Source organism: Sulfitobacter sp. W027, assembly GCF_025143985.1.
Lineage (GTDB): Bacteria > Pseudomonadota > Alphaproteobacteria > Rhodobacterales > Rhodobacteraceae > Sulfitobacter.
Window position 1 is genome coordinate 953,528 of record NZ_CP083564.1, and the last position, 24,456, is coordinate 977,983.

A 24,456-nucleotide genomic window follows, 5' to 3' on the forward strand; every position below is an offset into this window, starting at 1 on the left:
GATTTACAAGGGCCGCTGCGGGCACCAGCTCAATATCGCTTCCGCCACAGCCGCCGGCCTTTGGTGGTGCAGCCAATGGTCAGCGCCCGCAATCTCTATGCGTGTGAGGTCCTGAACAAATGTTTCCAAACCTGCTGTGGCTTCGGGTAGAAGCGCAGTGTCATCCGCGCCCCAAACCAAAAGATGCGGGCAACTTACCCGCAAACGCTCAACCGGAAATTCAGGCAGACCGCGCAGAGGTTCGCCGGGGTCTGCGACCTGTAGGGGGGAGGCGCGATACCAGTTGATCATCGCCCGCAGCCGCCCCGGCCGTCCCCATTCCGCGCGGTAGGCCTCAAGCCGGTCGGCTGTCATCCAGCTTAGGTCCATATGGGCTGAAAACAGCTTGAGCAGCCCCGCGAAATCGTCTTTGGCCAGTCTTACGGCACTGCCTTCGGCGCGCAGCGTGTTAATGTACTGCGAAGCCTGCGACTGAGCGCCACCAGCGGCCATGGCCCGTTGAAACGGCACCGGATGTACGCCGTTCAGGATGATCAACCGGGCAACCAAATCGGGCCGGAACATCGCCAAGGCATAGCCGACCGAAGCGCCCCAATCATGGGCCAAGACAGTCACTGACCTTTCGCCGATCAATTCGGCCATATCGGCCATGAGATGCGCCATGGCATAGGGTTCGATCCCCTCGGGCGCGCTGCTTTGGCCATAGCCGCGCTGGTCTGGCGCGATACAGTGAAAATCGTCGCAAAGTAGGGGAGCCAGATCGCTCCAAGCGCCACCATACTCGGGAAAGCCATGGAGCATGAGCAGAGGTGGCAGGCTTTCATCGCCCCAATGGCGGATAAAAATCTCCTGACCGTTTATTCGGCGGGTTTCGGTCCGTGTCGGTTCCATCGCCAGCCCTCCTGCATCCAGCTTTGCCGTTAAGGGCCGCGGACGCAAGGAATTCATGTCAAAATTGGGGCAACAAAGCCCCGCAACCCTATGACAGAGCGTAAAAACCGGACTTTCCCTTTGCAGTGGCCCGGCGTAAGGCTTTCTCATGACCAAAGTAATGACCAACCGCAATCACGTCCGGGCGATCTTGACGCTTGGCCTGCCGCTGATCGGCGGACATTTGGCACAGATGGCCATCGGGGTGACCGATACGGTCATGCTGGGTTGGTATTCGGTTGAGGCGTTGGCGGCGGTGGTGCTGGGCAGTACCTATTTCTTCGTGCTGTTCATCTTCGGTTCGGGCTTTGCCATGGCGGTGATGCCACTGGTCGCGGCCTATGATGCCGAGGATGATGAGATCGGGCTGCGCCGCGCCACGCGCATGGGGCTGTGGCTGTCGGTGGGTTTCGCGTTGATCGCGCTGCCTGCGATGATCTGGTCGCCTGCGGTGCTGGACCTGCTGGGGCAGGGGCCGAACCTTGCCGATACAGCGGGCGATTACCTCAAAGTCGCAGGCTGGGGCATCGTGCCTGCACTGCTGGTCATGGTGCTGAAATCCTACCTCGCCGCTTTGGAACGCACGCAGGTCGTGCTGTGGATCACCCTGCTGGCCGCGGGGGTAAATGCGCTGGCGAATTACGCGCTGATCTTCGGCAACTGGGGCGCGCCCGAGCTTGGCGTGATGGGCGCGGCGGTGGCCTCGGTCACCACGCAGTTCGTCTCGCTGATCGGGGTGGTGATCTATGTGCTGATCGCCCTGCCGCAACACAGCCTGTTCGTGCGGCTGTGGCGGGTTGATACGCAGATGCTGGTGCGGGTCTTTACGCTGGGTCTGCCGATTGGTCTGACGACGCTGAGCGAAGTTGGTCTGTTTGCGGCCTCTTCGTTGATGATGGGCTGGCTGGGGACGATCCCGCTGGCCGCGCATGGCATCGCGATCCAACTCGCCTCTCTGACCTTCATGGTGCATCTGGGGCTGAGCAATGTCGCCACGATCCGCGCGGGAAATGCCTATGGCCGCCGGGATGTGCCGCATATGAAACGCGGCGCGGTGATCGTGACGGGGCTGTCGCTGGTCTTTGCGCTGATCACTATGGTCGGTTTTGTCGGCTGGCCCGAGCCGTTGATCTCGGTCTTTATGCAGGAGGATGAGCCTGCGCGGGTTGAGATCCTTACCATCGGCACTGGGCTGTTGGTGATGGCGGCTCTGTTCCAACTGGTCGACGGGGCGCAGGTGGTGGCGCTTGGCCTGCTGCGCGGGGTTCAAGATACCAAGATCCCGATGGTGATGGCCGCAATCAGCTATTGGGTTGTTGGTATGCCATGTTCCTATTTCCTTGGCTTCACGCTGGGGTTCGGAGCAATGGGGATTTGGGCTGGTTTGGTTGCCGGGCTGGGCGTTGCGGGCCTGTTGCTCAACGCGCGGTTCTGGGGCGTCACGGTCAAGTCGCTGGCCGGATAACTCTCAGCCCCGATCCATCCGATCCGCTTTTTTGCGCACCAAGGTGCTGCGCAGATCATGCATTGCCAGCAACAGGTCATCGGTCACGGCGTCAAGCTCGGCATCCGTGGCACGCGATTGCACCCATTGCGTGGTGAGGTTCAGATGCTCCACCGCGCGGCGGATATCGTCAATCTCCCGCGCATTAAGGGCCCGGCGGCGGGCATCGGCCCAGCGGGCGATCTCGGCCTCATCGGCTTCGGTCAGACGGTGCTGCCCATGCGGCTTTACCTCGCCACTGCGGATGTTGACCACGGCGATCTGCTCCATCTCGATCCGGCGTTGGCGGTTTTCGGCATCAAGCCGAAACACCGCCGCGCCATTCTCGCGGACCCTAAAGTAATAGTCGGGAAGATCGCCTGCCATGGTTCGCCTTTACATCAGCCCGGCGCAGAAGGTCTGGATGCGGGTGCATGCCTCTTTCAACGCCTCGTCAGACGTAGCGTAGCTGACGCGGAAATTTGGCGAAAGACCGAAGGCCGCGCCAAAAACGACCGCAACACCGGTTTCCTCCAGCAGGGCGGTGGCGAAAGTCTCATCATCTGTGATTTTGGTGCCCGCCGCCGACGTCTTGCCGATCAGCCCCGAGATGGAGGGGTAGACGTAGAAGGCCCCTTCGGGCGTGGGGCAAGTGACGCCGGGGATGGCGCTGAGCATCTCGACCACAAGATTGCGGCGGCGCACGAACATCTCGTTATTCTCGGCAATGTAATCCTGCGTGCCGTTCAGCGCCTCGACCGCCGCCCATTGGCTGATGGTGCAGGGGTTGGAGGTGCTTTGCGACTGTATCTTGCGCATCGCGCCGATCAGCTTCTCCGGGCCTGCGGCATAGCCGATGCGCCAGCCGGTCATGGCATAGGCTTTGGAGACGCCATTGACGGTCAGCGTGCGGTCGTAAAGCGCGGGTTCGACCTCAGCCGGGGTGCAGAACGCGAAGCCGTCATAGGCGAGGTGCTCGTACATGTCGTCACTCATCACCCAGACATGCGGGTGGCGCATCAGCACGTCCGTCAGCGCCTTCAACTCGTCCCGGCTGTAGCCCGCCCCGGTGGGGTTCGAGGGCGAGTTGAAGATGAACCATTTGGTTTTCGGCGTGATCGCCTCTTCCAGCGCCTCTGGGGTGAGCTTGAAGTTGTTTTCCAACGTCGCAGGCGCAATCACCGGGGTGCCGCCTGCAAGCAGCACCATATCGGGGTAGCTGACCCAATAGGGCGCGGGGATCACGACTTCTTCGCCGGGGTTCATCGTGGCCCTCAGCGCGTTGTAGAGGATTTGCTTGCCCCCCGTCCCGACGCTGATCTGCGACGGCGTATAGTTCAGCCTGTTGTCGCGTTTGAATTTGGCGCAGATCGCCTGTTTCAACTCGGGAATGCCGTCGACGGCTGTGTATTTCGTCTTGCCCGCGTTGATCGCGGCCACTGCAGCGTCCTTGATGTTCTGCGGCGTATCAAAATCCGGCTCCCCTGCGCCAAGCGCGATAATGTCGCGCCCCGCGGCCTTGAGTTCTGCGGCCTTGGTGGTGACGGCGATGGTGGGCGACGGTTTGACCCGATCAAGGGTCGCGGACAGCAGTTCCATTTCAGCCTCGGATTGCTTATGAATATCCCCACGTTCATAGGGGGCGTCCCCGCACCCGGCAAGGGTGTCTGGCAGGAGATGAAACATGACCGACGAGATTGACTGGTACGGCCCCGAGGCCGCCACCTTTGGCGACCGGGTCGCGGCGGCCCGCGAACAGACTGGCATGACACAGGCGATGCTGGCCAAACGGCTCGGCGTGCGTCTGGCGACTTTGCGAGGCTGGGAAGAAGACCTGTCCGAGCCGCGCGCCAACCGGCTTTCGATGCTGGCGGGGCTGCTCAATGTCTCCATGATGTGGCTGATCAATGGCGAAGGCGAAGGCGTCGATGCCCCCGAAGCGGGTGAAACCGCCCGCCGGGTTGATCTCGAAGAGGTGCTGGCCGACATGCGCGCCCTGCGCACCGACCTGCTGAAAAAAGCCGAGACTGTCGGCAAATTGGAAAAGCGCATTCGGCGCCTTATGACGGAGCCCGCAGATGCCTGAAATCCATGAACACCGGTTGAAACGCCTGCAAATGCGCTCCATGCGCCGGGGCATCAAGGAAATGGACCTGATCCTATCGGCCTATGCCGAGGCGCGATTGCCGCAGATGGATGACGCGGGCCTTACGCTTTATGATCAGATGCTGAATGAGAACGATCACGACCTCTATCTTTGGGTCAGCGGGCAAGCCGAAGCCCCCGCCGACTATGCGGCATTGGTCGCGGATATTCGCGGACAATTGGCCGAGACACGGGCTTAATTCAGAAAAACCCTGCGGGTTTAACGAATTATTCTGCTTTTTTAGAGAGTTTCCAGTTCAAACAAGGTGAACCGGAGATGTCGCATGAGCATTCAAGACCCCGCCAGGCAGCCGATGGCCGTGAAAGGTTTCATGGTCGGCTACCTTGAATCCCTGTCTTTGGTAGAGCGTTTACACCGCCTGCTGCTGGACGTGATCAAGGATGAATTTGAACGCGTCGGCGTGTTGGAGATTAATGCGGTGCAAGCGCTGCTTTTGTTCAACATCGGCGATAATGAGGTAACCGCGGGCGAGTTGAAAAGCCGTGGTTACTATCAGGGCAGCAATGTCAGCTATAACCTCAAGAAACTCGTTGAGATGGGCTATATGCACCATCAGCGCTGTGAGATTGATCGCCGGTCGGTCCGTGTTCGGTTGACGGAAAAGGGGCGCTATATCCGCGATGTCGTTTCAGAACTTTTCTCGCGTCACGCGGACGGGATGGAGAGTAAGGGCGTATTGGGGGACGCGGGGATTGAGGATATCACCCGCTCACTCAAACGGATGGAACGCTATTGGACGGACCAAATTCGCTATATCTACTGATCCATAGGGGCAGGCGGTGTGAGTTGGGAAAACACCATCCCGTCCAATTCCCGCAGCAGTTTCTCGGCCATGGCGCGCGCGTAATCCTCGAACCCCAGCGAGGTTTGCACGAAAGCCTCGGGGCCAAGCATCACCTCAGCCCGGTAGTAGGATGCTAGCGCGCCAATCTCGGCCTGTCGGCTGTCGCCAGAAGCGGGATCATCCGCACCGATCACCAGACCATTGATGGTCAGCCCGAGCGGACCAAAGGAGAGCGTCGCTAGACCGTCACGCACATCACGGGGGCGGGGGCCGAAGTTGGAGATGCCATCGCCGGAGATGTCGAGCGTGTGTTTCTGGCAATTGGCCCGCTCTGTGAGCAGTCGCGCGCCAAGTTGCATAGCCGCGCCAAGGGCCGTACCGGGCGAAGCCTCTCGCCGCTGGGTAGCGCGCAAGCGGCCAATGGCTACGTCAAGCGTGGCGGTATCGCTCAGCGTTGTCCAAGGCAGGATCACGGCCTGATCACCCGATCCGCTCCATTCGAAAACCAGAAGATCAACGTGATGCCCCGGCAGCATGAGGAGAGCCTGCCGCACCCGGGGGTCGTTCAGCGCATCGGCCAAGCCGCCGATCTGCAACCGATATTCCCGCGCATCAACTGAGCCGGAAACGTCTAGTCCCAGAGCGAGCGCCTGCCGACAGGCGGCCTCGGCCCCAGCCGCGCTGTTGAGCGCGAGACAGAAAGCAAGCGCCGCGCGGATCATCCTTTTGGTCCCTGTATCTGCGGCAGCGCGCCCAAAGCTGGGGGAGAGACTTCTCGGATCAGTTTGACCCGCATGGCGCGTTCCAAATCGGCAAAGCCCGAAGCGACGATCATGAAGGCCCCCAGCCCATGCGCACTTGGGATTTGTAAAAGGCAATGAGGCCAAGTTCCCCTTCGAAATCTGCAGCATTCACGACAAGTCCGTTTACGGAGATCTCCGAAAAATGCGCCGCGCGATAGGCCGTTTTTGGCCCGAAACCTTCGTTGTTCTGCCCATCGCCTGCCATATCGATCACCCGGGCATCGCAGGCAGGCGCGCCGTCAAATAACGTCGCACCAAACCGCAAAGCGTGGCCCATCGCGGTGGGCAGGCTGCTTTCGCTCCGCAAGCTGGTCTCAATAATGTCAGCGGCGCGGGTGAGGGCGGCGGGGTGGTCGATCAGCGTCCAATCCAGCACGATCTGCTGATGCGCTTCGCCGGACCATTCATAGGCTGCAAGTGCCACAGCCGTGTCGCTGGCAAAAAACGCCCGAGCAACCGAGGGCGCGCGCAGTGTCGCAGCCAGCCCGCCGCGTTGCAACCGGTCCTCCTCGGGATCAACAGAGGAGGAGACATCCAGCGCCAGTAACAGCGCAAGACGACAGGGTGCCGCCTGCGCTGCGGCCATGGGCGCAAGCATCAGCGCCAGCGCGGCACTGATGCAAAACCTTACCAATGACCGGTGTTCTCCATGCTGGCCCAAGGCTCCTGCGCGGGGAGGGCATCGCCCTCTTGCAGCAACTCTACCGAGATATTGTCGGGCGAGCGCACAAAAGCCATACGCCCGTCGCGCGGTGGGCGGTTGATCGTTACGCCGTTGTCTTGCAGCATCTGGCAGGTCTCATAGATATTCTCGACCGTATAGGCGAGATGGCCGAAATGGCGGCTGTCGCTGGGCAATTCATCATCGCCGTCCCAGTTGTAGGTCAGCTCAACATCTGCATGGCCATCGTCCATGCCCGGCGGGCAGAGGAAGACCAACGTGAAGCGGCCCCCTTCGTTGTCGATACGGCGCCGCTCAACAAGGCCCAGAAGTTTGTAAAATGCGATAGAGGCGTCAAGATCCTTCACGCGCACCATGGTGTGCAGGTATTTAATGGGCATCGGTGTTCCTTTGGTCGGTTGGGGCCGGTCAGAACAGGGATTGAAACCCCATGTTCAGGCCGAAATTCTCTGTCTCGAAGCGGGTGACGTTGGAATTTGTCTTCCGCGCTTCAAGGGTGAGTTTAGGGGCGAAACCGTAGGTGTCAAAGTCCGTAAAGACCAGCGAGGTCGAAGCAACGGCACCTAGATCAGCACGCGGGTCGGGGCCATAGAGCGGATCGTCATATTGTTTGGCCTGCGCACTCAGCGCAACTTGAGCCGTGGCACCGAGGACGGGCTTTGCAAAGGTATATTGCATGCCCAATGTGAGGGCCGTATGTGTCAAGGCCCGACTATCCGTATCGGTCCGCCCAAGTGTGGCGTTCCACGATAACCGCCCGCCGCTTGCGGTGGGACGGGCCCAATAGCTGCCCAGAGAGGCCGTCACCCCCGAGCGCAAATCGCTGTCTTTGCGGTGGGAATAGCCAAGCTCTGCGTTCCACGAAAACAGACGCTGCTCAGGCCGGACGTATGTTTGGCGCCAGTCGACCTTAACCTCATCGGCCAACGGGTCATTGGCAGACCAAAGCCTGCCAAAGCTCAGCGACAAGGTTTGACGCGGCGCCTCTGGTCCGGTGTTGAAGTCCCGCCCGATCTGGGCCTGTACCCGGCGAAAGGCGAAGTCCGAGGCGTTAACCCCTGCGGGCACGTCATCATCGGTAAAGACAGTGTGGCTTTCGGTCCAATTCAAGGAGACGAAATTCCGCTCGGTCTGAGTGGTGCCAAAGTTATAGCGCAGCGCCGTATTTTGACGCAGTACAACGCCTGAGATCGGGATGGCAGCGGGGTTGGTAAAGATCAAACCGCCCAGCACAAAGGTGTTGTCGCTGGGCGCTCCGTTGACATTGTCGCTGGGATTAATGCTGAAAGACAGGTTCACCGACCATGGGTTGGTGGTGCTGACATAGCGGTAATCCCGGATGGCGCGGGCGCGTGTAGGCGCATCGGGGGCCACATGAGCGGCCCGGCGCAGCCAGAACTGGGCTCTTGTCTTGGCCCCGTCTGACGACAGTGCCTGCGCCATGGCCATCGCCGCGCCAAAGCGCTCTACCGGCCTCTCGGCAGTCTGCCATCCTTGCCGTGCAGCTTGGCGGGCGCGGGTGTTGTCACCCAGGGTACGTCGGGCATGGGCATTCAGGATCAGACTGGTGCTGTCTTTGGGATCACGCAGTACCAGCACATCGGTGATATCTGCGGCGGCCTGTGCATGACCGCGCGCCAAAAGCTGCGCTGCAGTAAGCCGCGCGGCCTCAGGTTCAAGCGTGGTTTGAGCCGCGCCAAGGCCTGCGAAACTTTGGCTTAGCGCAGCGGCGAGGGCCAGCTTGTGCATCATTGCGTGGCAATGAAACCGCCGACTTCACGCACTCCGGAGCTTTCGACAAAGACGATGCCCGCGATCTCGCTCCCGCCCGGACCGGCAAAGACGCCCTGCCAATTGCCGGCGGCGCCTGTCGCTTCGCCCAGGCCGTCACGTTCGGTAGCGGTGGACGATGTAAGGCCGCTATTATCGAAGTCGATAGTCGTATCGGTAAGCGAAATAAACCCGTCCAACGCCCCGAGAGCCTGCCCGTTGACGTCATAGATCTGACGGTTGCTGATCGTGCCGCCCGCCGCGCCATCGACATCGAAATCGTCGAAATCCACCCGCAGAGTTGCATCGCCTGTGACGAAGGTCACCCCATTGTTTGACCCGTCGCGCGTGGTCCGGACGGCGGCATATTCACCGTTGTAGGAGTAGATCCCAGAAGAAGGCAGGTTGGGCTGTGACCCAAGCCGCTGCGCGCCCGCACCGCCATAGCCAAAGTCGACGTAGCTATTGGTCCCGGCCGCGGCGACCTGCGAAGCACCTGTATCTGAGCGCCGGAAGACCGCGAAATACTGCACCTCGTTGGTGCCTGCGGCAGGGTCGCTCTCATAAGCATCGAAGCCGTTGTTAAAGTTCTCACGGGCGATCCGCCGATAGGCATTGTCGGGATCATCGAAGGGAATATTGTTAAGCGTCAGCGTGTCGGTCGTGCGATCGTAGGTGATGTTGTTCAGCGTTAGAAACTCGTTCTGCTCGGTAAAATAGACACTGTCGGTGCCAGCATCCGCATCCCCATCGCCTTCGCCGCCAAAGGGCGGTGTTCCACCACAGGCCGAAAGCCCCAAGCCGAGCACGAGGCCCGTCCAAATCCGTGTCATAATGCTCTGCCTCGATTTTATGTCAGCTTGTTTTGGCAGACTGTCCCAAAGTGACGGATGTTCTGTCAACGTGCTTGGAGCGTGACGGGCAACTTGGGGGAAGAGTGCAGCCGAAAAGCAATAGCGCCTGCATAAGAATAGGGGCGCTTGAGGATGTGGACGTGGACAGCTATGCAGAAGCAGATACCACGAATAACGGGGGGTGCCGCGTGAAACAGTACCATGATGCGCTGCGCGAAGTGCTGGAGCAGGGGGTGACCTCGACCGACCGCACCGGGACGGGGACGATCTCGCATTTCGGGATGCAACAGCGCTACCGGATGGCCGATGGTTTTCCGTTGGTCACAACCAAGAAGCTGCATCTGAGATCCATCGTGCATGAGCTTTTGTGGTTCCTCGCGGGCGACACGAATATTGCCTATCTAAAGGAAAACGGCGTCTCCATCTGGAACGAATGGGCGGATGAGAACGGCGACCTCGGCCCGGTCTATGGCCATCAATGGCGGCGTTTTCCAATGGTGGGCGAACCCATGCCGCAGCCCGATGGCACGGTGCTGCATCAAGCAGGTCAAGTCGATCAGATCACCAAACTCATTGACGCGATCCGCAAGACCCCCGACAGCCGCCGCCTGATCGTCTCGGCGTGGAACCCCGGTGAGGTGGATCAGATGGCGCTGCCGCCCTGCCATACGCTGTGGCAAGTGCGCATCGCGGGCGGCAAGCTGCATTTGCAGCTTTACCAACGCTCTGCGGATATGTTCCTCGGCGTGCCGTTTAACATCGCCTCCTACGCGCTGCTGCTAGAGATGCTGGCGCATGTGACCGGCTACGCGCCCGGTGATTTCGTGCATACGATGGGCGACGCGCATATCTATTCCAACCATGTAGAGCAGGTGCAGACCCAGCTTGCCCGCACGCCCAAGCCACTGCCGAAGCTGCGGATCAACCGCAAGGTCAGCTCGATCTTCGATTTCCGCTATGAGGATTTCACCTTCGAAGGCTACGATCCCGATCCCGCGATCAAAGCGCCGGTAGCGGTCTGATGCTGAGCCTGGTCGTCGCCCGCGCCCGCAACGGAGCCATCGGCAAAGAGGGCGACATCCCTTGGTCGCTGCCTGAAGACCTGAGGTTCTTCCAACGCGAAACCACGGGCGGTGCCATTATCATGGGGCGTCGCACATGGGAGAGCCTGCCGTTTAAGCCATTGAAAAATCGCCTGAACTGCGTGGTCTCCAGCGCCGATATTGATGGTGTCCACGTGGTGCGCGACCCGCATGAGGCCTTGGGCTATTGCGCGGCAGAGGGCTACCGCCGCGTTTACGGCATTGGCGGCGAGGGGATTTACCGCGCGCTTCTGCCCTTAGCGGATCGGCTCTTGGTAACCGAAGTCGATCTGGAGATCGACGGCGCGGACGCGTTTTTTCCTGAGTTCGACCCCGAAGAATGGATTGAACTGGGAAATCTCTGTCTGCGTGCAACCGGACCTCGCGCCGTCGCGCGAGAGTGGCTGCGTCGCTGCTGACAGACCATTGACACGGGCCGCGCGCCGCGCATCACTGCGGCCTATGTTTGATCTCTCTGCACCCCCTGCGGGTTTTGTCGAAAACCCGTTCCCGCATTATGACCGTCTACTGCGCGAAACACCTGTACTGCCGCAGCCCGATGGCTCTGTGCTGATCTGCCGCCACGCAGACTTGAACGCGATCTACCGTGACACGACGCTCTATATCTCGGATAAAAAGCTGGCCTTCGCCCCGAAATTCGGCCCCGGCAGCCCTTTGTTCGAGCATCACACGACCAGTCTCGTCTTCAACGACCCGCCGTTGCACACCCGCGTGCGGCGGATCATGACCTCGGCCCTGACGCCCAAGGCGCTGGCGCGGATGGAGCCGGGGTTGATCGGCACCGTGGACAATCTGCTCGAAGGGCTCGGCCCGACGCCCGATCTGATCGAAGACTATGCCAGCTGCATCCCGGTGCAGATCATCGGCAATCTACTGGACGTGCCAATGGAAGAGCGCGGCCCGCTGCGGGACTGGTCATTGGCGATCCTCGGCGCGCTGGAGCCCACTTTGAGCGACGCGGAACTTGAGGCGGGCCATAGGGCAGTGCGCGAGTTCAAAGCCTATCTGCTAGACCTTATCGCGCGCCGACGAGCAGCGCCGGGCGATCCAGAGACCGACGTGCTGACGCGATTGATCGCCGGGGATGATGGTGGCCAGTTGACTGAAATCGAATTGATCCAGAACTGCATCTTCATCCTCAACGCGGGTCATGAGACGACGACCAACCTGATCGGCAGCGCCCTCGCGCTGCTGCACGACCACCCGGATCAAAAGGCGCGGCTTCTGGCCGCTCCTGAGTTGATCAGCCCCTGTATTGAAGAGGTGCTGCGCTTCCGCTCTCCCAACCAATTCGGCAACCGTGAAACCACCGCTGCTGTGACGCTGGGTGAGGTTGAGATTGCGGCTGGTAGCAACCTGCACCTTTGCATCGGGGCTGCCAACCGCGACCCGGAAGTCTTTGATCGCCCCACAGAATTTGACATCGCGCGCAGACCCAACCGGCATCTGGCCTTTGCCGGTGGCCCGCATGTTTGCGTGGGTCTCACCTTGGCACGAATGGAGGGAAAGATCGCCTTGCATCGTTTTCTGAACCGCTACCCGCACTACGAGATCAGCGATACGCGAAGGGGCGGGGGACGCATTCGTTTCCACGGCTATGCGATGCTTCCTGCCCGATTAAGTTAGGGTGCATCCCATTACAAAAGACTGGACTTGGCCAAACGGCCCCGGCAATCTTTGCTGTATTGGACATAAGTACAGTGATTTGCGAGGATTATCATGCGCCTAACTACAGCATTAGCAGCAGCCGTAGGGCTCTTTTCCGCGGCCATAGCCGGTGAAGTTTCTGCCGAGCTCAAGATTTACGCCTATCCCAGCAGCGCTAATTTTTGCCCCGCTGGACTGCAACCAATTACCATATCCGGCGTCATTTGCTGCGGCACCCCGAACCAAACCATGACCTATGCCGAGGTCAAGGCCCATCCCGTGGTCCGCCGCCAGCCTGTCGTTAAGGCGCGTCATGCAGCACCGCGTCGATCAGCCCGGGTGCCTTGCCCGGTGGGCGCAAAGGGCTGTTCATATGACTGAGTTGCAAAGCAACGCCCGGCGCGGGACGCCGGGTGTTATTTTGCGATGTCTTGGCTAGAGCAGGGCGAGTTCGGTGGCCATTTGTCGACCGTCGCGCCCTTCGGTCAGTTCATAGCTGACCTTTTGGTCGTCTGCCAAGCTGGTCAAGCCTGAGCGTTCGACCGCCGAAATATGAACGAATACATCGTTACCGCCGCTCTCGGGAGCGATGAACCCGTAGCCTTTAGTGGTGTTAAACCATTTCACGGTGCCAGTTGGCATGATTTCCGCGCCTCCTTTGTCTTTGACGTATCTGCCCAAGGCAGAATGGCGAAACCGATTGAATTGCGACCCGCCATAATAGAATGATCGCGCGGACTTCGAAAAAATCAAGCGATCAAAGGCGAAACCCGCAAAAGGGCTTATGGTCGCAAAGCTGAGGAAGAGGGTTATGCTGATTTACGGGCTGAAAAACTGCGACAGCTGCCGCAAGGCCATGAAGGCGCTGCCGGAGGCGCAGTTGGTCGATGTGCGCGGGGCGGGTGTGCCGGACGCTGTGCTGACGCAGGCATATGAGCGCTTCGGATCGGCCTTGCTCAACACGCGCTCAACGACTTGGCGGGGGCTGGATGACGCGGCGCGCGCACAAGAGCCGCTTGCTTTGATCCAGGCGCATCCCGCCGTAATGAAGCGGCCCTTAATTGAGGTCGATGGAGTGCTATTTCTAGGTTGGAACAAAGAGATAGAAGGCGACGTTAATGCGATGCTTTAACTGCGTTTTGCAAATAATCGGTCTAAAGATATGGGCCCGGCACCCTTGAACATCAGGACCAGAAGCAAGAAAACCCAGAGCGCCCGTTGATCCAGGATATGGGCGTCAGGGAACCGGTCAAACCAAGCGCCGAGAGCGCTCCACTGCCCATGGCCGTAAAGGTCAGTCAGGGATTGAACGATAACGAATCCGATCATCGCCATGGCTGCCAGACGGGTGAGAAGGCCAAGAACGATCAGTAGAGGCAGGATGAATTCAGCCAATGTTCCGGCAACCACGACGAGCTTGTGGAACAACCCAAGTGCGGCACTATCATAGCCGACAGCCTCAAAGGCGCGCGGAAAAATCTGGGCATAGGCCCCGGTTGAGGGATTAAAGATGCCCAAGGGTCCGTCCCCGAGTTTGGTCAGTCCGGCATTCAGGATATAGACCAGCAGCACGGCAGCAAAGAGGAAGCGTGCGAGGGTCGGAAGCAGCCAATCGGCGTCCTCAAAACGGTCTGTCACACCGCGGTACAGGCCAAGAAGCTGGGTCATTCGATATCCTCCGTGGAAATCGCGCTGAATACACCGTGGCTGAGGGCAAGGGTCAGGGCGGCGGCCAAGTCAAACTCAGGCTGCGCGGCGACCGTGGCCTCATGTGCCGCGCCGAAGGACATGCCATCGGCAAGATGAGACAGCCAGATGGCCGCTCCGGGTGGCAGTAAATGGGGGGCGGGGTCAAACGCGGGCCGGGTGATTGCCACGTCTTGCGGCACGCCGCGCGGTTTCGGCGCGTCTTCGGTGAAGTTATAACGCCAGATGTCGAACAGCGGCCAGTCTGAGCGCAGAACCTGGGTCGCGGGCGCGATAGAGAGATGGGCAGTCAGTAAGGCTTCGGGGGTTAGCGTCTGGAGGACTTGCGGGTCCAAAGGTGTCGTGTCGGCGGCGTGGTAGGAGGTTCGCAGCGCGAGGTCGAGCCGTGCGGCATCGGCAAGGTAGCCGATCTTAGCCAGCGGCGCGAAACCCGCGATGAAGCGCGGGAACTCAGCACCATAGTGCATCATCATCGGGGATGTCGGCGGATGTGCCCGTACATAAAGCGGGGCCAATTCGGCGAAATTCCGACCGCCAATCAGCTTGCGAACAAGCGGAAAGGCGACTTCGAGCGCTGCAATCAGGGAATGCGTAACGTTGTTGCGATAGACCCCATAACGCGCGCCTGCGGGCTGCCCTTTGCCATCGCGCAGGCCTTCGGGTGCAAGGCGGGACGGATCAAGCAGGGGCGCGCGAAAACTTTGCTGGTCGGTCATACCAGCACCTCAGCGGCGCGCGTTGCCTCGGCTCGCAGGGTGGGCCAATCGGGAACGTCATTGTCCCACTCGACGAGCACCGGCTTAGGCCCGGTCTGATTGAGCGTGTAGGAGAGCAACTCCCAAACAGGGTCAACAACCGGCTTGCCGTGGCTGTCTATCAGCAGCGGCGCGCCGTGATCGTCGGTATCGTCATCGTGTCCGCCTACATGAATCTCGCCCACATGGTCCGTTGGGAAGGCATCGATGTAGTCTTGTGGGGACAGACCGAGGTTCGTCGCGGATATGAAGACATTGTTGACATCCAGCAAGAGACCGCAGGAGGTGCGCCCAATAATCTCGGTCAAAAAGTCAGTTTCCGACAAGTCCGATTCCGCGAAAACGAGGTAGCTGGAGGGGTTTTCCAGCAGCATTTGCCGACCCAGAACATCTTGAACTTGGTTGATATGGGCGGCAACGCGGGCAAGCGTTTCTTCGGTATAGGGCAGCGGCAGAAGGTCGTTCAAATACTCCATCCCATGGGTCGACCATGCCAGATGTTCTGAGAAAGATGCAGGCTGGGTCCGATCGCAGAGGGTTTTCAGCCGCGCGAGGTGATCTCGATCCAGAGCGCCTTCACCGCCAATCGACAGGCCGACACCATGGACCGACAATGCGAAATTCTCTTGAAGGGCGCGCAGTTGCGCATGGGGGCGGCCCCCGTCGCCCATGTAATTCTCGGCATGAACCTCAATCCAGCGGACCGGGCCGGGATCAGCCATCAAGCCGTCAAAGTGCCGGGATTTGAAACCAACGCCGGGGGCATTGGGCAGAGTTGTAAGTGGGGGGGTATCGTCGCGCATATCAGCCTCCGGCATGTTGCGGGGCGGGGTTCCGGGCAGGGGTGCCGCCCGGAACGCTATAGATTAAGCGGGCAGGTCGCGGTCGAGCGCTTCCAATGAGCCGTTACGCTCGGTCCCGTCTGCCATGGCGGGCAGTTCCATTTCGGTGCAGGTGCCTTCGTCAACGAGGGTCCATGCATTGCCTTGGTAATCCTTGACCGAGGTGCCTGCGCAGGTGGTGCCGGGACCCGCGGCGCAATCGTTTTCGCCGGCCAGCGAAACGCCAAAGCATTTCTCTTGCGTGGCGGCCTGAACGGTGGTGGCGTGGCTGCTGAGTGCGGCAGCGACGGCCCCGGCGATGGCGGCGGTCTTGAGTGTATTGGACATTGTTGTCTTCCTTCCTGATGGTTTGGATAGGCTTACTAGACCAGTCTGTTTCATCACAAGCCAGTCACGAGGCAGTGTGTCACAGTCCCGTCAGAAATAACCCGAGAAAACAGAGAAAATTGCAACCTTCCCGCGCAGGAGGGGGTCAATTGTTACAAAAACGCTCCGGCGAGCGAGGGGCAGGTGATGCCCAACGCCGCCGAAGCGCAGTTTTGTTACACGTGGTCAGCGCAGATCGGGCGGGGTGGCATCCTGCGCCAATTCAGCGGTGAGCGTGTCGAGCGGCTGCACCGAAGTCTGCTTCTGACCCAGACGGCGGACAGAGACGGTACGCTCTTCGACCTCACGGGCACCGACGGCGAGGATCACTGGCACTTTGCCGACCGAATGCTCGCGGACCTTGTAGTTGATCTTCTCGTTGCGCATGTCAGCCTCGGCACGCACGCCAGCGGCCTTGAGGGTCTCGACGACCTCGCCCACATAGTTATCCGCCTCAGACGTGATGGAGGCCACGACGACCTGACGCGGGGCGAGCCAGAAGGGCAGCTTGCCCGCGTGCTCTTCGATCAGGATGCCAATGAAACGCTCGAAAGAACCGAGGGTCGCACGGTGCAGCATCACGGGGCGGTGCTTGCCGCCATCCGCGCCGATATAGGTCGCGTCCAGCCGTTCGGGCAGGACGAAGTCCACCTGATGGGTGCCACACTGCCAGTCGCGGCCAATGGCGTCGGTTAGGACGAATTCGAGCTTGGGGCCATAGAATGCACCTTCGCCGGGGTTCAACTCAGGCTCAATCCCTGCGGCGCGGGTGGCCGACAGCAGGGCGGCTTCGGCCTTGTCCCACACCTCATTGGACCCGGAGCGTTTTTCTGGGCGGTCGGAGAATTTCACTTTAAAGTTTTCAAAGCCGAGGTCGCGGTAAATCTCGCTCAGGAACGCGATGAACTTGGCGGTTTCGGCTTCAATCTGGTCTTCGGCGCAGAAGATATGGCCGTCATCTTGGGTGAAACCACGCACCCGCATGATGCCATGCAGCGCACCCGAAGGCTCATAACGGTTGCAGGAACCAAACTCAGCCATGCGCAGCGGCAGGTCACGGTAGGACTTCAGACCCTGATTGAAAATCTGCACGTGGCAGGGGCAGTTCATCGGCTTGAGCGCGTTGACCGCTTTTTCACGGGCATGTTCTTCGTCCACTTCGACGATGAACATGTGGTCTTGATACTTTTCCCAGTGGCCAGAGGCTTCCCACAGTTTACGGTCCACGACCTGCGGGGTATTCACCTCAACATAGCCGCCCTTGCGCTGCTGGCGGCGCATGTAGTCTTGCAACTGGGTGTAGATCGACCAGCCGTTAGGGTGCCAGAAGATCTGGCCGGGGGCCTCTTCTTGCATGTGGAAGAGGTCCATCTCGCGGCCCAATTTGCGGTGGTCGCGTTTGGCCGCTTCTTCGAGCATGTTGAGATGCGCGCGCAGCTTTTCCTTGCCGGTGAAGGCCACGCCGTAGATCCGTTGCAGCATGGCGCGGCTCGAGTCGCCGCGCCAATAGGCACCTGCGATGGACATCAGTTTGAACGCATCGCCCGGCACTTGGCCGGTGTGCTGCAGGTGTGGGCCACGGCAAAGGTCTTGCCAATCGCCATGCCAATACATCCGCAGCGGCTCGTCGCCGGGGATCGCGTTGATCAACTCGACCTTATAGGGCTCGTTCAAGTCTTCGTAATGCTTGATCGCGCGCGCGCGGTCCCAGACCTCGGTGCGGACGGGGTCGCGTTTGTTGATGATCTCTTTCATCTTCTTTTCGATCGCGCCAAGGTCTTCGGGGGTGAAGGGCTCTTTACGGTCAAAATCGTAATACCAGCCGTCCTTGATCACCGGGCCGATGGTGACCTTGGTGTCGGGCCAAATTTCTTGCACGGCGCGGGCCATGATGTGCGCGAGGTCGTGGCGCACCAGTTCATTGGCCTGCACTTCGTCAGCCATGGTGTGGATCGCGATGTCGGCATCTGCTTCAATCGGCCAAGCCAGATCGAAATGTGCGCCGTTGACGGTGGCGCTGATGGCCTTTTTGCCCAGCGATCTTGAGATGTCGGCAGCCACTTCGCCAGCGGTGATACCGGCGTTATATTGGCGGCTATTGCCATCGGGAAGGGTGAGGGAGATTTGGGCCATCTTGGGCGCTCCTCGTCGGTTTGGCGCCTACGAGACGCCCGGTTGCGGGTTATGTGTTGCGCCTATGTGGCGGGGCGGGGGCGCCTTGTCAATGCAAGCAGAGCTTGTGTGTGGAAGTGGCGCCGCGCGGGCGGCGCGCTATGTCAGGCGGGCAACAACGAGGATGGGCTAGATGCAAGACGACACCGTGCAGCGCGCTTTCGAGACGATTTCGGGGGCGGATGACCCTGCGCCGGGGTTGGACGACAAGGCGCAGCAGGCCGAGGCGCGCAACGGCCTGCGCCATATCGTGTCGCTGTCGATGACGAAAGTGGCCGACGGTTTGATTGACCCCAAACTGGTGCTGGCATGGTTGCTGAGCGCCCTTGGCGCGCCCGCGGTTTTTGCAGGCGCCTTGGTGCCGATCCGAGAGGCCGGGTCGCTTTTGCCGCAGATCGCGCTGGCGGGCGTGGTGCAACGTACGGCACAGCGCAAATGGGCGTGGGTCTTGGGATCGGTCGGGCAGGGGGTGGCGGCGGCGCTGATTGCCCTCGCCGCGCTCAGCCTTGAGGGGGCCACGGCGGGCTATGCCATCTGCGCCGCCCTCGCAATGCTCGCCGTTTGTCGCGCGGCCTGTTCGGTGTCGTTCAAAGAGATTTTAGGCAAGACCGTGGGCAAAACCCGGCGCGGATCGGTAACCGGCTTAGCGGGGTCTGTGTCCTCGGTCGGGGTGGTGATCTTTGCCGGGTTGCTAATGTCGGGGTTGTTTCAAAGCCGGGGAGTCGTTGTGGCGGCGATTGCGCTGGCGGCAGGGCTTTGGGTCGCGGCAGCGCTGTTGTTTTCGACAATTGAAGAAACGCCAAGTGAGACCGAAGAGGCCGATGGCGTCGATTTCAAGCTGCTGCGCGACAATCGCGACCTGTGGCTGTTCATTCTGGTGCGCGGGCTTTTGGTCTCTACCGCTCTTGCGCCGCCCTATCTGGTGGTGCTGGCCGGGTCTTCCGAGGCGGGACAGCTGGGGCAACTGGGCGCTTTGGTGCTCGCCTCGGCGCTGGCCTCGCTGGTGAGTTCCTACGTCTGGGGGCGGCTGTCGGATATGTCGAGCCGCCGGGTGCTGATGTTGACGGGTGTCGTCGGCGCGGTGGCGATGGCGCTGGCGGTGATGTTGTGGTTCCTCGGTATGGCAGAGCAGGTCTGGGCGATGCCTTCTGTGCTCTTTATCCTAATGGTCGCTTACCACGGTGTGCGGCAGGGGCGCTCAACCTATTTGGTTGATATGGCTCCGAAAGATCACCGCGCCGCCTATGCTGCCGTCAGCAATACGGTGATTGGCGTGCTCTTGTTGCTGGCAGGGGTGCTGGGCGGTGGGGCGGCGCTGATCGGGCCGCAGGCGACGCTGATGCTGTTCGCCGTGATGGCTGTCGCCGCCGCCGTTCTGGCCCACTGGCTGCCGGAGGTCGAGCATCTGGCCGACGGGTGACTTGCCCTCAACCGCGCCGATGCCCATGATTGGGTCAAAGACGGAGGCAGCATGTCAGACAGCAAATTCATCGACACCCCAGAGGGGCGGCGCATCGCGTATCACAAGACCGACGGGGCGGGGCCTTGCGTTGTTTTCCTCGGCGGTCTGAAGTCCGACATGATGGGGACCAAAGCGGTCTATCTTGAGGACTGGGCGCGGGCCAAGGGGCGGGCCTTTCTGCGGTTCGACTATTCGGGTCATGGGGAATCTTCAGGCAGCTTCACCGAAGGCTGCATTGGCGATTGGCACGAAGATACGCTGGCCGCGGTGGGCGCACTGACTGAGGGGCCACTGATCGTCGTGGGCTCCTCCATGGGCGGCTGGCAAGCGCTGCTTTTGGCGCGGCATCTGCCGGAGCGGATCGCGGGACTGGTCGGCATCGCTGCGGCACCTGACTTCACCGAAGATGGCTATTGGGCGAACTTCACCGACGCGCAGAAACAGATGCTGGAAGAGGTCGGGCAGGTCGAATTGCCGTCGGACTATGTGGAGCCCTATGTCATCACTCGCCGCATGATCGAGGACGGGCGCAAGCGGCTGGTGTTGCGCGCGCCGCTCGACTTGCCGTTTCCGGTACGCCTGTTGCAAGGCACTGCAGATACCGCCGTAAGCACAAACACCGCCGTACGGCTGTTGGAGCATGCGCAAAGCCCCGATATGCAACTGACGCTGGTGAAGGACGCAGACCACCGCTTTTCGGACGCGCGCTGTTTGGCGATGGTTGTGGATGCGATTAACGAGGTTTTCGACGCAGCGGGCTGACCTACGAAAGGAAGGCGCGGCACCGCTTGCGGGCATGGAACCGCCGACGCGCGCCGCGCCCCGATGCCACCTCAAAACACCCATGCTAAGAGGCAGACAAACCCAAGGGGGACGGCATGAAACCACGTCATTTCAACTGCATTTCGCGCTGGAGCGTGGCCCATGGCTGAGCCGCTCGTTCTGCTGCCTGGCATGATGTGTGACGCCCGCGTCTTTGCACCCCAGATCGAGGCGCTGTCACCGCGCAGTACCGTGGTGCTGGCACCGATCACCCAAGGGGAACGGATTGAGGAAATCGCCTCGGGCCTTTTGGATCAACTGCCGCCGCGTTTTGCGCTGGTGGGGCAGGGCATGGGCGGGGTCGTGGCCCTCGAACTTTTGCGCCGCGCACCGGATCGCATCAGTCGAATCGCATTGCTGGCCACGCAAGTGCTGGCCGAATTGCCGGCCATCGCAGCAGACCGCGAGCCGCAGATCATTATGGCGCAGTCGGGCAAGCTGCGGGAAGCGATGCAGGCGCGGATGGCCTCAGGCTTTCTGGCCCCCGGCGTAGGGCGTGGAGAAGTGCTGACCCGCGCGATGGAAATGGCCGAGACCCTGGGCGGCGATGTCTTTGTCCGCCAATCCCGCGCCTTGCAACGGCGGCGCGACCAAGAGGCGGTGCTGCGCAAATGCAAGGTGCCTGCACTGGTGCTTTGTGGCGAACACGACACGCTTTGCCCCGTCAAACGCCACGCCTTCATGGCCGAGATGATCCCCTATGCCAAGCTTACGGTGCTGGAGGATGCAGGCCATTGGCCCAGCCTAGAAGCACCAGAGGCCACCACCGCCGCGCTGCGCGACTGGATGCATCAGCCTCTGGTACTGCAATAGGGCCGCAGGTTACGCGGCTGCCGTTTTTGCGGGGGTCTTCTGCTCGGGTGTTTTAGGCTCGGGCTTGCCGTTGTTGGCATCGATGAAGTCGAGCACCAAGGGCCGGATATTGTTGCGCCAGCTTTTGCCCGCGAAAATCCCGTAGTGGCCCGCGCCGTCCTCAAGATGACTCGCCTTTTTGGAATCCGGCAGCCCGGTCAGCAGATCAAGCGCCGCGATGCATTGGCCGGGGGCCGAGATGTCATCCTTGCTGCCCTCAACCGTCTTGACCGCCACCGTGGTGATCTTACCGATATCGACCTGTCGGCCCGCCACGGTAAAGACATTGCGGGCGATCTCGCGCTCTTTAAACACGCGCTGCACGGTCGACAGATAGAACTCTGCCGGCATGTCCATCACGGCGAGGTATTCGTCGTAGAACTTGTTGTGCTTGTCATGCTCATGTGCCGCTTTTTGCGCGACGCGGGTGATCTGATTGGTGAAAGCATCGCGGTGGGTGTCATTGTTCATCGAGATGAAAGACGCCAGTTGCAGCAGGCCCGGATACACCTTGCGGCCCACGCCTGCGTATTTAAAGCCAACCTGCTGGATCATCATCTGCTCAAGCTGGCCCATGGTCACACTGTGGCCGAAGTCGGTTACATCGGTGGGCGCGGCATCGGGATCGATCGGCCCGCCGATCAGCGTCAGCGTGCGCGGCTGCGCCTCGGGTGCTTCCTCGGCCAGATAGGCGGTGGCGGCCAGCGTCAGCGGGGCCGGTTGGCAGACCGCGATGACATGGGTGTCTGGGCCAAGGTGATGCATGAAATCAACGAGGTAGAGCGTATAATCCTCGATGTCGAACTTGCCTGCACTAACTGGAATATCACGCGCGTTGTGCCAGTCTGTCACATAGACGTCGCAATCAGGCAGCAGGGAGATCACAGTGGACCGGAGCAAGGTGGCATAATGACCGGACATCGGCGCAACCAGCAGAACCTTGCGGCCCGTCTCTGCGCGGCCTTGAACGGTAAATTTCAACAGATCGCCAAAGGGGCGCTCCATCACCGGCTCGATGCTGACGAGACAGTCTTGCCCCTTGGGGCCGACAACTGGGGGGATGTCCCAATCGGGTTTGACGACCATGCGGGCAAAACTACGCTCCGTCACTTCGCCCCATGCCGCCAACCATTCCATCGCGGGGTTTGGAAACAAAGAGAAAGCGGGGTAGGATGCCATAGCAAGCGCAGAAGCGCCGAGCCATTGATTGGTGTTCCGAATGGACTCCATCATGTCGTAGGTGGCCATATAGCGCATGTGGGGGCTCCTTTATGCTGCACCTGCGAAGATAGGAGGTAAGGGTTAAGATGCAATCAGAATCCACCAATTCGGACCCAACGGCACCTGCGGCGCTGTCGCGGATGGCACAAAACCTCAAGAAAGTTGAGGCATTAGCCGAACGGCTGACCCGTGTGATGGCCTCCCGCGAGGGGCATCAACCGGCTTTGGACGCTCCGAACCAACAGCTTTTCGCCAAGGCTGCGCAGTCTTATTGGGCCGAAGCGATGACCAACCCCGCACGGTTGATGGAGCATCAGATGGGCTATTGGACCAAGTCGGTCACCCATTTTGTCGAAGCGCAGCAAGCGCTCGCCGCTGGCGGCGCGGCCCCGGTGGAGGATGACGCGCCCAGCGACAAGCGTTTTGCCAACCCCCTGTGGCAGACCCACCCCTATTTTAACTTCATCAAGCAGCAGTATCTGATTAACGCCGAAGCACTTCGCCAGGCTGTCGAAGATGCGCAGGACATGGATCCTGCGGAAAAGAAGCGGTTGGTTTATTTCAGCCAACAGATCATCGCGATGATGTCGCCGACCAACTTTCTGGCTACCAACCCAGACGTGCTGGAGCGTGCAGTTGAGACAGAAGGCGAAAGCCTAGTGAAAGGGCTTGAGAACCTGATCGCTGACCTGGAAGCGAACAACGGCGAATTGGTCGTGAAACTGGCTGACGACAGCGCATTCGAGCTGGGCCGTAACATCGCCACCACGCCCGGCAAAGTAGTCTTTCGCAACCGCATGTTTGAGCTGATCCAATACACGCCCAGCACCGAGGAGGTGCATAAGACCCCGCTGCTGATCTTCCCGCCTTGGATTAACAAATTCTACATTCTCGACCTCAAAGCGCAGAACAGCCTCGTGAAATGGCTGGTGGATCAGGGCCATACGCTCTTCGTCGTGTCTTGGGTGAACCCCGACGCTAGCTATGCACAGATCGGCATGGAGGATTACGTCGAAGAGGGCTACCTCGCCGCGATTGAAGAAGTAAAGGCGATCACGGAAGAAAAGCGCATCAACGTGGTGGGCTATTGTATCGCGGGCACCACCTTGGCGCTCACCTTGTCGCTACTGAAAAAGCGCGGCGACAACTCTATCAAGTCTGCCACCTTCTTTACCGCGCTCACTGATTTTTCTGATCAAGGGGAATTTCTGCCTTTCCTCACCGACGACTTTATCGATGGGATCGAGGCCGAGACGGCGGATAAAGGCATTCTGCCCTCGGTCGTCATGGCGCGGACTTTTTCCTTCCTGCGGTCCAACGATCTGGTCTACGGCCCCGCCGTGCGCAGTTACATGATGGGAGAAACTCCCCCGGCCTTTGATCTGCTATATTGGAACGGGGACGGCGCCAACTTGCCGGGGCAGATGGCAATGCAATATCTGCGCGGGCTATGCCAGCGGAACGAATTGGTCGAAGGTGGTTACAAGCTGCTAGGTGAGAGGCTGACGCTGGAAGACGTTGACGTGCCGCTTTGCGCGGTGGCTTGTGAGACCGATCACATCGCGCCTTGGAAGGACTGCTACCGCGGCGTGCAGCAAATGGGGTCGACTGATAAGACCTTCATCATGGCGCAATCGGGCCATATCGCTGGGATCGTTAACCCGCCCAGCCGCAACAAATACGGCCACTATGTGAACGGCGATCTGGGGCAGGACTACGCGGCTTGGCGCGAGGCGGCGAAATTTCACGAAGGCTCTTGGTGGCCGCGTTGGGGTAAGTGGCTTGTCAAACGGGCGGGTAAGATGATTCCTGCGCGTTTCCCCGGCGACGATGGTCGAGAAATTTTGGCAGAGGCACCCGGAACCTATGTGGCACGCAAAGCAAGCGACTGATTACGTTGCGTAAACCAAACATGGATCGCTTCATGCTGCGATGCAGAAAAAAACCTTGAAATGCTGCGCTGCGGCATCTATATTGTGGTCAGACGCGAAACGGACGGGTCCTTCCCGCTCCCCTGCCACTGTAGCATTAAAA

The 24,456-nt window shown here is 60.3% G+C and carries 27 protein-coding genes; 12 read left to right on the forward strand and 15 right to left on the reverse strand.

All coding sequences use genetic code 11. The features are described from left to right. Positions 1 to 3 precede the first annotated feature (3 nt). On the reverse strand, positions 4 to 891 hold the full coding sequence (locus K3759_RS04755) for an alpha/beta fold hydrolase (protein WP_259984559.1): 888 nt from the start codon (positions 889 to 891) through the stop codon (positions 4 to 6). A gap of 148 nt (positions 892 to 1,039) precedes the next feature. Between K3759_RS04755 and K3759_RS04760 the strand changes: the two genes are divergently transcribed. Then, positions 1,040 to 2,395 carry an MATE family efflux transporter gene (locus K3759_RS04760; RefSeq protein ID WP_259984560.1) on the forward strand — a complete coding sequence of 452 codons (1,356 nt, stop codon included), beginning with the start codon at positions 1,040 to 1,042 and terminating at the stop codon, positions 2,393 to 2,395. A gap of 3 nt (positions 2,396 to 2,398) precedes the next feature. On the opposite strand, the gene K3759_RS04765 is transcribed toward K3759_RS04760, so the two are convergent. Continuing rightward, complete coding sequence (locus K3759_RS04765; protein WP_259984561.1) at positions 2,399 to 2,800, reverse strand: hypothetical protein; 402 nt, start codon at positions 2,798 to 2,800, stop codon at positions 2,399 to 2,401. Between the two features lie 9 nt (positions 2,801 to 2,809). After that, the gene (locus tag K3759_RS04770) at positions 2,810 to 4,012 is read right to left on the reverse strand and encodes a pyridoxal phosphate-dependent aminotransferase (protein WP_259985567.1); all 1,203 of its coding nucleotides are present in this window, start codon (positions 4,010 to 4,012) and stop codon (positions 2,810 to 2,812) included. Between the two features lie 85 nt (positions 4,013 to 4,097). On the opposite strand from K3759_RS04770, the gene K3759_RS04775 reads away from it, so the two are divergent. The 3 genes from K3759_RS04775 (at position 4,098) to K3759_RS04785 (ending at position 5,343) form a co-directional block, all read left to right on the forward strand. Continuing rightward, a complete protein-coding gene (locus K3759_RS04775) occupies positions 4,098 to 4,499 on the forward strand; it encodes a helix-turn-helix domain-containing protein (protein WP_093926781.1) in 402 nt (133 codons plus the stop codon). Continuing rightward, entirely contained in the window at positions 4,492 to 4,758 is a 267-nt protein-coding gene (locus K3759_RS04780) for a succinate dehydrogenase assembly factor 2 (RefSeq protein ID WP_259984562.1), read from the forward strand. Before K3759_RS04775 ends, K3759_RS04780 begins: the two co-directional genes overlap by 8 nt. Positions 4,759 to 4,842: 84 nt before the next feature. Then, positions 4,843 to 5,343 (forward strand): MarR family winged helix-turn-helix transcriptional regulator, encoded by a 501-nt coding sequence (locus K3759_RS04785; protein ID WP_259984563.1) that lies wholly within the window; start codon positions 4,843 to 4,845, stop codon positions 5,341 to 5,343. Here the strand turns inward: K3759_RS04785 and K3759_RS04790 are convergent. The 5 genes from K3759_RS04790 to K3759_RS04810 all read right to left on the reverse strand — a co-directional run bounded on the left by K3759_RS04790 (position 5,337) and on the right by K3759_RS04810 (position 9,452). Continuing rightward, a complete protein-coding gene (locus tag K3759_RS04790) occupies positions 5,337 to 6,086 on the reverse strand; it encodes a DUF1194 domain-containing protein (protein ID WP_259984564.1) in 750 nt (249 codons plus the stop codon). The two genes, K3759_RS04785 and K3759_RS04790, sit on opposite strands and share 7 nt — an antisense overlap. 109 nt (positions 6,087 to 6,195) lie before the next feature. Next, positions 6,196 to 6,753, reverse strand: coding sequence for a DUF1194 domain-containing protein (locus K3759_RS04795; RefSeq protein WP_311199017.1), 558 nt, complete (start codon positions 6,751 to 6,753; stop codon positions 6,196 to 6,198). A 41-nt stretch (positions 6,754 to 6,794) separates the two neighbouring features. Then, entirely contained in the window at positions 6,795 to 7,229 is a 435-nt protein-coding gene (locus tag K3759_RS04800) for a VOC family protein (protein ID WP_259984565.1), read from the reverse strand. Positions 7,230 to 7,257: 28 nt separating this feature from the next. Then, the gene (locus K3759_RS04805) at positions 7,258 to 8,601 is read right to left on the reverse strand and encodes a surface lipoprotein assembly modifier (RefSeq protein WP_259984566.1); all 1,344 of its coding nucleotides are present in this window, start codon (positions 8,599 to 8,601) and stop codon (positions 7,258 to 7,260) included. After that, positions 8,598 to 9,452, reverse strand: a complete 855-nt coding sequence (locus K3759_RS04810) for a hypothetical protein (RefSeq protein WP_259984567.1) — start codon at positions 9,450 to 9,452, stop codon at positions 8,598 to 8,600. Before K3759_RS04810 ends, K3759_RS04805 begins: the two co-directional genes overlap by 4 nt. A 209-nt stretch (positions 9,453 to 9,661) precedes the next feature. On the opposite strand from K3759_RS04810, the gene K3759_RS04815 reads away from it, so the two are divergent. The 3 genes from K3759_RS04815 to K3759_RS04825 are packed head-to-tail and all read left to right on the forward strand — an operon-like array spanning position 9,662 to position 12,202. After that, positions 9,662 to 10,495 carry a thymidylate synthase gene (locus K3759_RS04815; protein WP_259985568.1) on the forward strand — a complete coding sequence of 278 codons (834 nt, stop codon included), beginning with the start codon at positions 9,662 to 9,664 and terminating at the stop codon, positions 10,493 to 10,495. After that, positions 10,495 to 10,974, forward strand: coding sequence for a dihydrofolate reductase (locus tag K3759_RS04820; RefSeq protein ID WP_259984568.1), 480 nt, complete (start codon positions 10,495 to 10,497; stop codon positions 10,972 to 10,974). The genes K3759_RS04815 and K3759_RS04820 overlap by 1 nt, the downstream gene beginning before the upstream one ends. Positions 10,975 to 11,017: 43 nt before the next feature. After that, complete coding sequence (locus K3759_RS04825; protein ID WP_259984570.1) at positions 11,018 to 12,202, forward strand: cytochrome P450; 1,185 nt, start codon at positions 11,018 to 11,020, stop codon at positions 12,200 to 12,202. 456 nt (positions 12,203 to 12,658) lie between these two features. Here the strand turns inward: K3759_RS04825 and K3759_RS04830 are convergent, their stop codons facing one another. Further along, a complete protein-coding gene (locus K3759_RS04830) occupies positions 12,659 to 12,865 on the reverse strand; it encodes a cold-shock protein (protein ID WP_259984571.1) in 207 nt (68 codons plus the stop codon). A 169-nt stretch (positions 12,866 to 13,034) separates the two neighbouring features. Here K3759_RS04830 and K3759_RS04835 point away from each other — a divergent pair, with 169 nt between their 5' ends. Continuing rightward, positions 13,035 to 13,355 (forward strand): ArsC/Spx/MgsR family protein, encoded by a 321-nt coding sequence (locus K3759_RS04835; RefSeq protein WP_259984572.1) that lies wholly within the window; start codon positions 13,035 to 13,037, stop codon positions 13,353 to 13,355. Here the strand turns inward: K3759_RS04835 and K3759_RS04840 are convergent. From K3759_RS04840 to thrS, 5 genes are all read right to left on the reverse strand, one after another. Next, complete coding sequence (locus tag K3759_RS04840) at positions 13,352 to 13,891, reverse strand: DoxX family membrane protein (protein ID WP_259984573.1); 540 nt, start codon at positions 13,889 to 13,891, stop codon at positions 13,352 to 13,354. The two genes, K3759_RS04835 and K3759_RS04840, sit on opposite strands and share 4 nt — an antisense overlap. Beyond that, on the reverse strand, positions 13,888 to 14,646 hold the full coding sequence (locus K3759_RS04845; protein WP_259984574.1) for a DNA-binding domain-containing protein: 759 nt from the start codon (positions 14,644 to 14,646) through the stop codon (positions 13,888 to 13,890). The genes K3759_RS04840 and K3759_RS04845 overlap by 4 nt, the downstream gene beginning before the upstream one ends. After that, complete coding sequence (locus K3759_RS04850; RefSeq protein ID WP_259984575.1) at positions 14,643 to 15,488, reverse strand: DUF692 domain-containing protein; 846 nt, start codon at positions 15,486 to 15,488, stop codon at positions 14,643 to 14,645. The genes K3759_RS04845 and K3759_RS04850 overlap by 4 nt, the downstream gene beginning before the upstream one ends. A 63-nt stretch (positions 15,489 to 15,551) precedes the next feature. Then, the gene (locus K3759_RS04855; protein ID WP_259984576.1) at positions 15,552 to 15,854 is read right to left on the reverse strand and encodes a DUF2282 domain-containing protein; all 303 of its coding nucleotides are present in this window, start codon (positions 15,852 to 15,854) and stop codon (positions 15,552 to 15,554) included. Positions 15,855 to 16,079: 225 nt separating this feature from the next. Next, entirely contained in the window at positions 16,080 to 18,026 is a 1,947-nt protein-coding gene (gene thrS, locus K3759_RS04860; protein WP_259984577.1) for a threonine--tRNA ligase, read from the reverse strand. 172 nt (positions 18,027 to 18,198) lie between these two features. On the opposite strand from thrS, the gene K3759_RS04865 reads away from it, so the two are divergent. From K3759_RS04865 to K3759_RS04875, 3 genes are all read left to right on the forward strand, one after another. After that, positions 18,199 to 19,485: an MFS transporter gene (locus K3759_RS04865; protein ID WP_259984578.1), complete on the forward strand. Its 1,287-nt coding sequence runs from the start codon at positions 18,199 to 18,201 to the stop codon at positions 19,483 to 19,485. Positions 19,486 to 19,536: 51 nt separating this feature from the next. Continuing rightward, the gene (locus K3759_RS04870) at positions 19,537 to 20,289 is read left to right on the forward strand and encodes a carboxylesterase (RefSeq protein WP_259984579.1); all 753 of its coding nucleotides are present in this window, start codon (positions 19,537 to 19,539) and stop codon (positions 20,287 to 20,289) included. 162 nt (positions 20,290 to 20,451) lie between these two features. Continuing rightward, positions 20,452 to 21,162 (forward strand): alpha/beta fold hydrolase, encoded by a 711-nt coding sequence (locus K3759_RS04875; RefSeq protein ID WP_259984580.1) that lies wholly within the window; start codon positions 20,452 to 20,454, stop codon positions 21,160 to 21,162. A 9-nt stretch (positions 21,163 to 21,171) separates the two neighbouring features. Here K3759_RS04875 and phaZ read toward each other — a convergent pair whose 3' ends face one another. Further along, a complete protein-coding gene (phaZ, locus tag K3759_RS04880; RefSeq protein WP_259984582.1) occupies positions 21,172 to 22,458 on the reverse strand; it encodes a polyhydroxyalkanoate depolymerase in 1,287 nt (428 codons plus the stop codon). Positions 22,459 to 22,508: 50 nt separating this feature from the next. On the opposite strand from phaZ, the gene K3759_RS04885 reads away from it, so the two are divergent. Continuing rightward, a complete protein-coding gene (locus tag K3759_RS04885) occupies positions 22,509 to 24,314 on the forward strand; it encodes an alpha/beta hydrolase (RefSeq protein ID WP_259984583.1) in 1,806 nt (601 codons plus the stop codon). Positions 24,315 to 24,456 lie beyond the last annotated feature (142 nt).

Excerpts from the sequence above, each read along its gene's own strand:
- K3759_RS04810 (WP_259984567.1), bottom strand. The coding sequence starts at position 9,452 with ATGACACGGATTTGGACGGGCCTCGTGCTCGGCTTGGGGCTTTCGGCC.
- K3759_RS04800 (WP_259984565.1), bottom strand. The coding sequence starts at position 7,229 with ATGCCCATTAAATACCTGCACACCATGGTGCGCGTGAAGGATCTTGAC.
- K3759_RS04785 (WP_259984563.1), top strand. The coding sequence starts at position 4,843 with ATGAGCATTCAAGACCCCGCCAGGCAGCCGATGGCCGTGAAAGGTTTC.
- K3759_RS04790 (WP_259984564.1), bottom strand. The coding sequence starts at position 6,086 with ATGATCCGCGCGGCGCTTGCTTTCTGTCTCGCGCTCAACAGCGCGGCT.
- thrS (WP_259984577.1), bottom strand. The coding sequence starts at position 18,026 with ATGGCCCAAATCTCCCTCACCCTTCCCGATGGCAATAGCCGCCAATAT.
- K3759_RS04865 (WP_259984578.1), top strand. The coding sequence starts at position 18,199 with ATGCAAGACGACACCGTGCAGCGCGCTTTCGAGACGATTTCGGGGGCG.
- K3759_RS04850 (WP_259984575.1), bottom strand. The coding sequence starts at position 15,488 with ATGCGCGACGATACCCCCCCACTTACAACTCTGCCCAATGCCCCCGGC.
- K3759_RS04825 (WP_259984570.1), top strand. The coding sequence starts at position 11,018 with ATGTTTGATCTCTCTGCACCCCCTGCGGGTTTTGTCGAAAACCCGTTC.
- K3759_RS04755 (WP_259984559.1), bottom strand. The coding sequence starts at position 891 with ATGGAACCGACACGGACCGAAACCCGCCGAATAAACGGTCAGGAGATT.
- phaZ (WP_259984582.1), bottom strand. The coding sequence starts at position 22,458 with ATGCGCTATATGGCCACCTACGACATGATGGAGTCCATTCGGAACACC.
- K3759_RS04855 (WP_259984576.1), bottom strand. The coding sequence starts at position 15,854 with ATGTCCAATACACTCAAGACCGCCGCCATCGCCGGGGCCGTCGCTGCC.
- K3759_RS04795 (WP_311199017.1), bottom strand. The coding sequence starts at position 6,753 with ATGGCCGCAGCGCAGGCGGCACCCTGTCGTCTTGCGCTGTTACTGGCG.
- K3759_RS04830 (WP_259984571.1), bottom strand. The coding sequence starts at position 12,865 with ATGCCAACTGGCACCGTGAAATGGTTTAACACCACTAAAGGCTACGGG.
- K3759_RS04820 (WP_259984568.1), top strand. The coding sequence starts at position 10,495 with ATGCTGAGCCTGGTCGTCGCCCGCGCCCGCAACGGAGCCATCGGCAAA.
- K3759_RS04845 (WP_259984574.1), bottom strand. The coding sequence starts at position 14,646 with ATGACCGACCAGCAAAGTTTTCGCGCGCCCCTGCTTGATCCGTCCCGC.
- K3759_RS04885 (WP_259984583.1), top strand. The coding sequence starts at position 22,509 with ATGCAATCAGAATCCACCAATTCGGACCCAACGGCACCTGCGGCGCTG.
- K3759_RS04805 (WP_259984566.1), bottom strand. The coding sequence starts at position 8,601 with ATGATGCACAAGCTGGCCCTCGCCGCTGCGCTAAGCCAAAGTTTCGCA.
- K3759_RS04765 (WP_259984561.1), bottom strand. The coding sequence starts at position 2,800 with ATGGCAGGCGATCTTCCCGACTATTACTTTAGGGTCCGCGAGAATGGC.
- K3759_RS04775 (WP_093926781.1), top strand. The coding sequence starts at position 4,098 with ATGACCGACGAGATTGACTGGTACGGCCCCGAGGCCGCCACCTTTGGC.
- K3759_RS04760 (WP_259984560.1), top strand. The coding sequence starts at position 1,040 with ATGACCAAAGTAATGACCAACCGCAATCACGTCCGGGCGATCTTGACG.
- K3759_RS04770 (WP_259985567.1), bottom strand. The coding sequence starts at position 4,012 with ATGGAACTGCTGTCCGCGACCCTTGATCGGGTCAAACCGTCGCCCACC.
- K3759_RS04780 (WP_259984562.1), top strand. The coding sequence starts at position 4,492 with ATGCCTGAAATCCATGAACACCGGTTGAAACGCCTGCAAATGCGCTCC.
- K3759_RS04840 (WP_259984573.1), bottom strand. The coding sequence starts at position 13,891 with ATGACCCAGCTTCTTGGCCTGTACCGCGGTGTGACAGACCGTTTTGAG.
- K3759_RS04835 (WP_259984572.1), top strand. The coding sequence starts at position 13,035 with ATGCTGATTTACGGGCTGAAAAACTGCGACAGCTGCCGCAAGGCCATG.
- K3759_RS04875 (WP_259984580.1), top strand. The coding sequence starts at position 20,452 with ATGGCTGAGCCGCTCGTTCTGCTGCCTGGCATGATGTGTGACGCCCGC.
- K3759_RS04870 (WP_259984579.1), top strand. The coding sequence starts at position 19,537 with ATGTCAGACAGCAAATTCATCGACACCCCAGAGGGGCGGCGCATCGCG.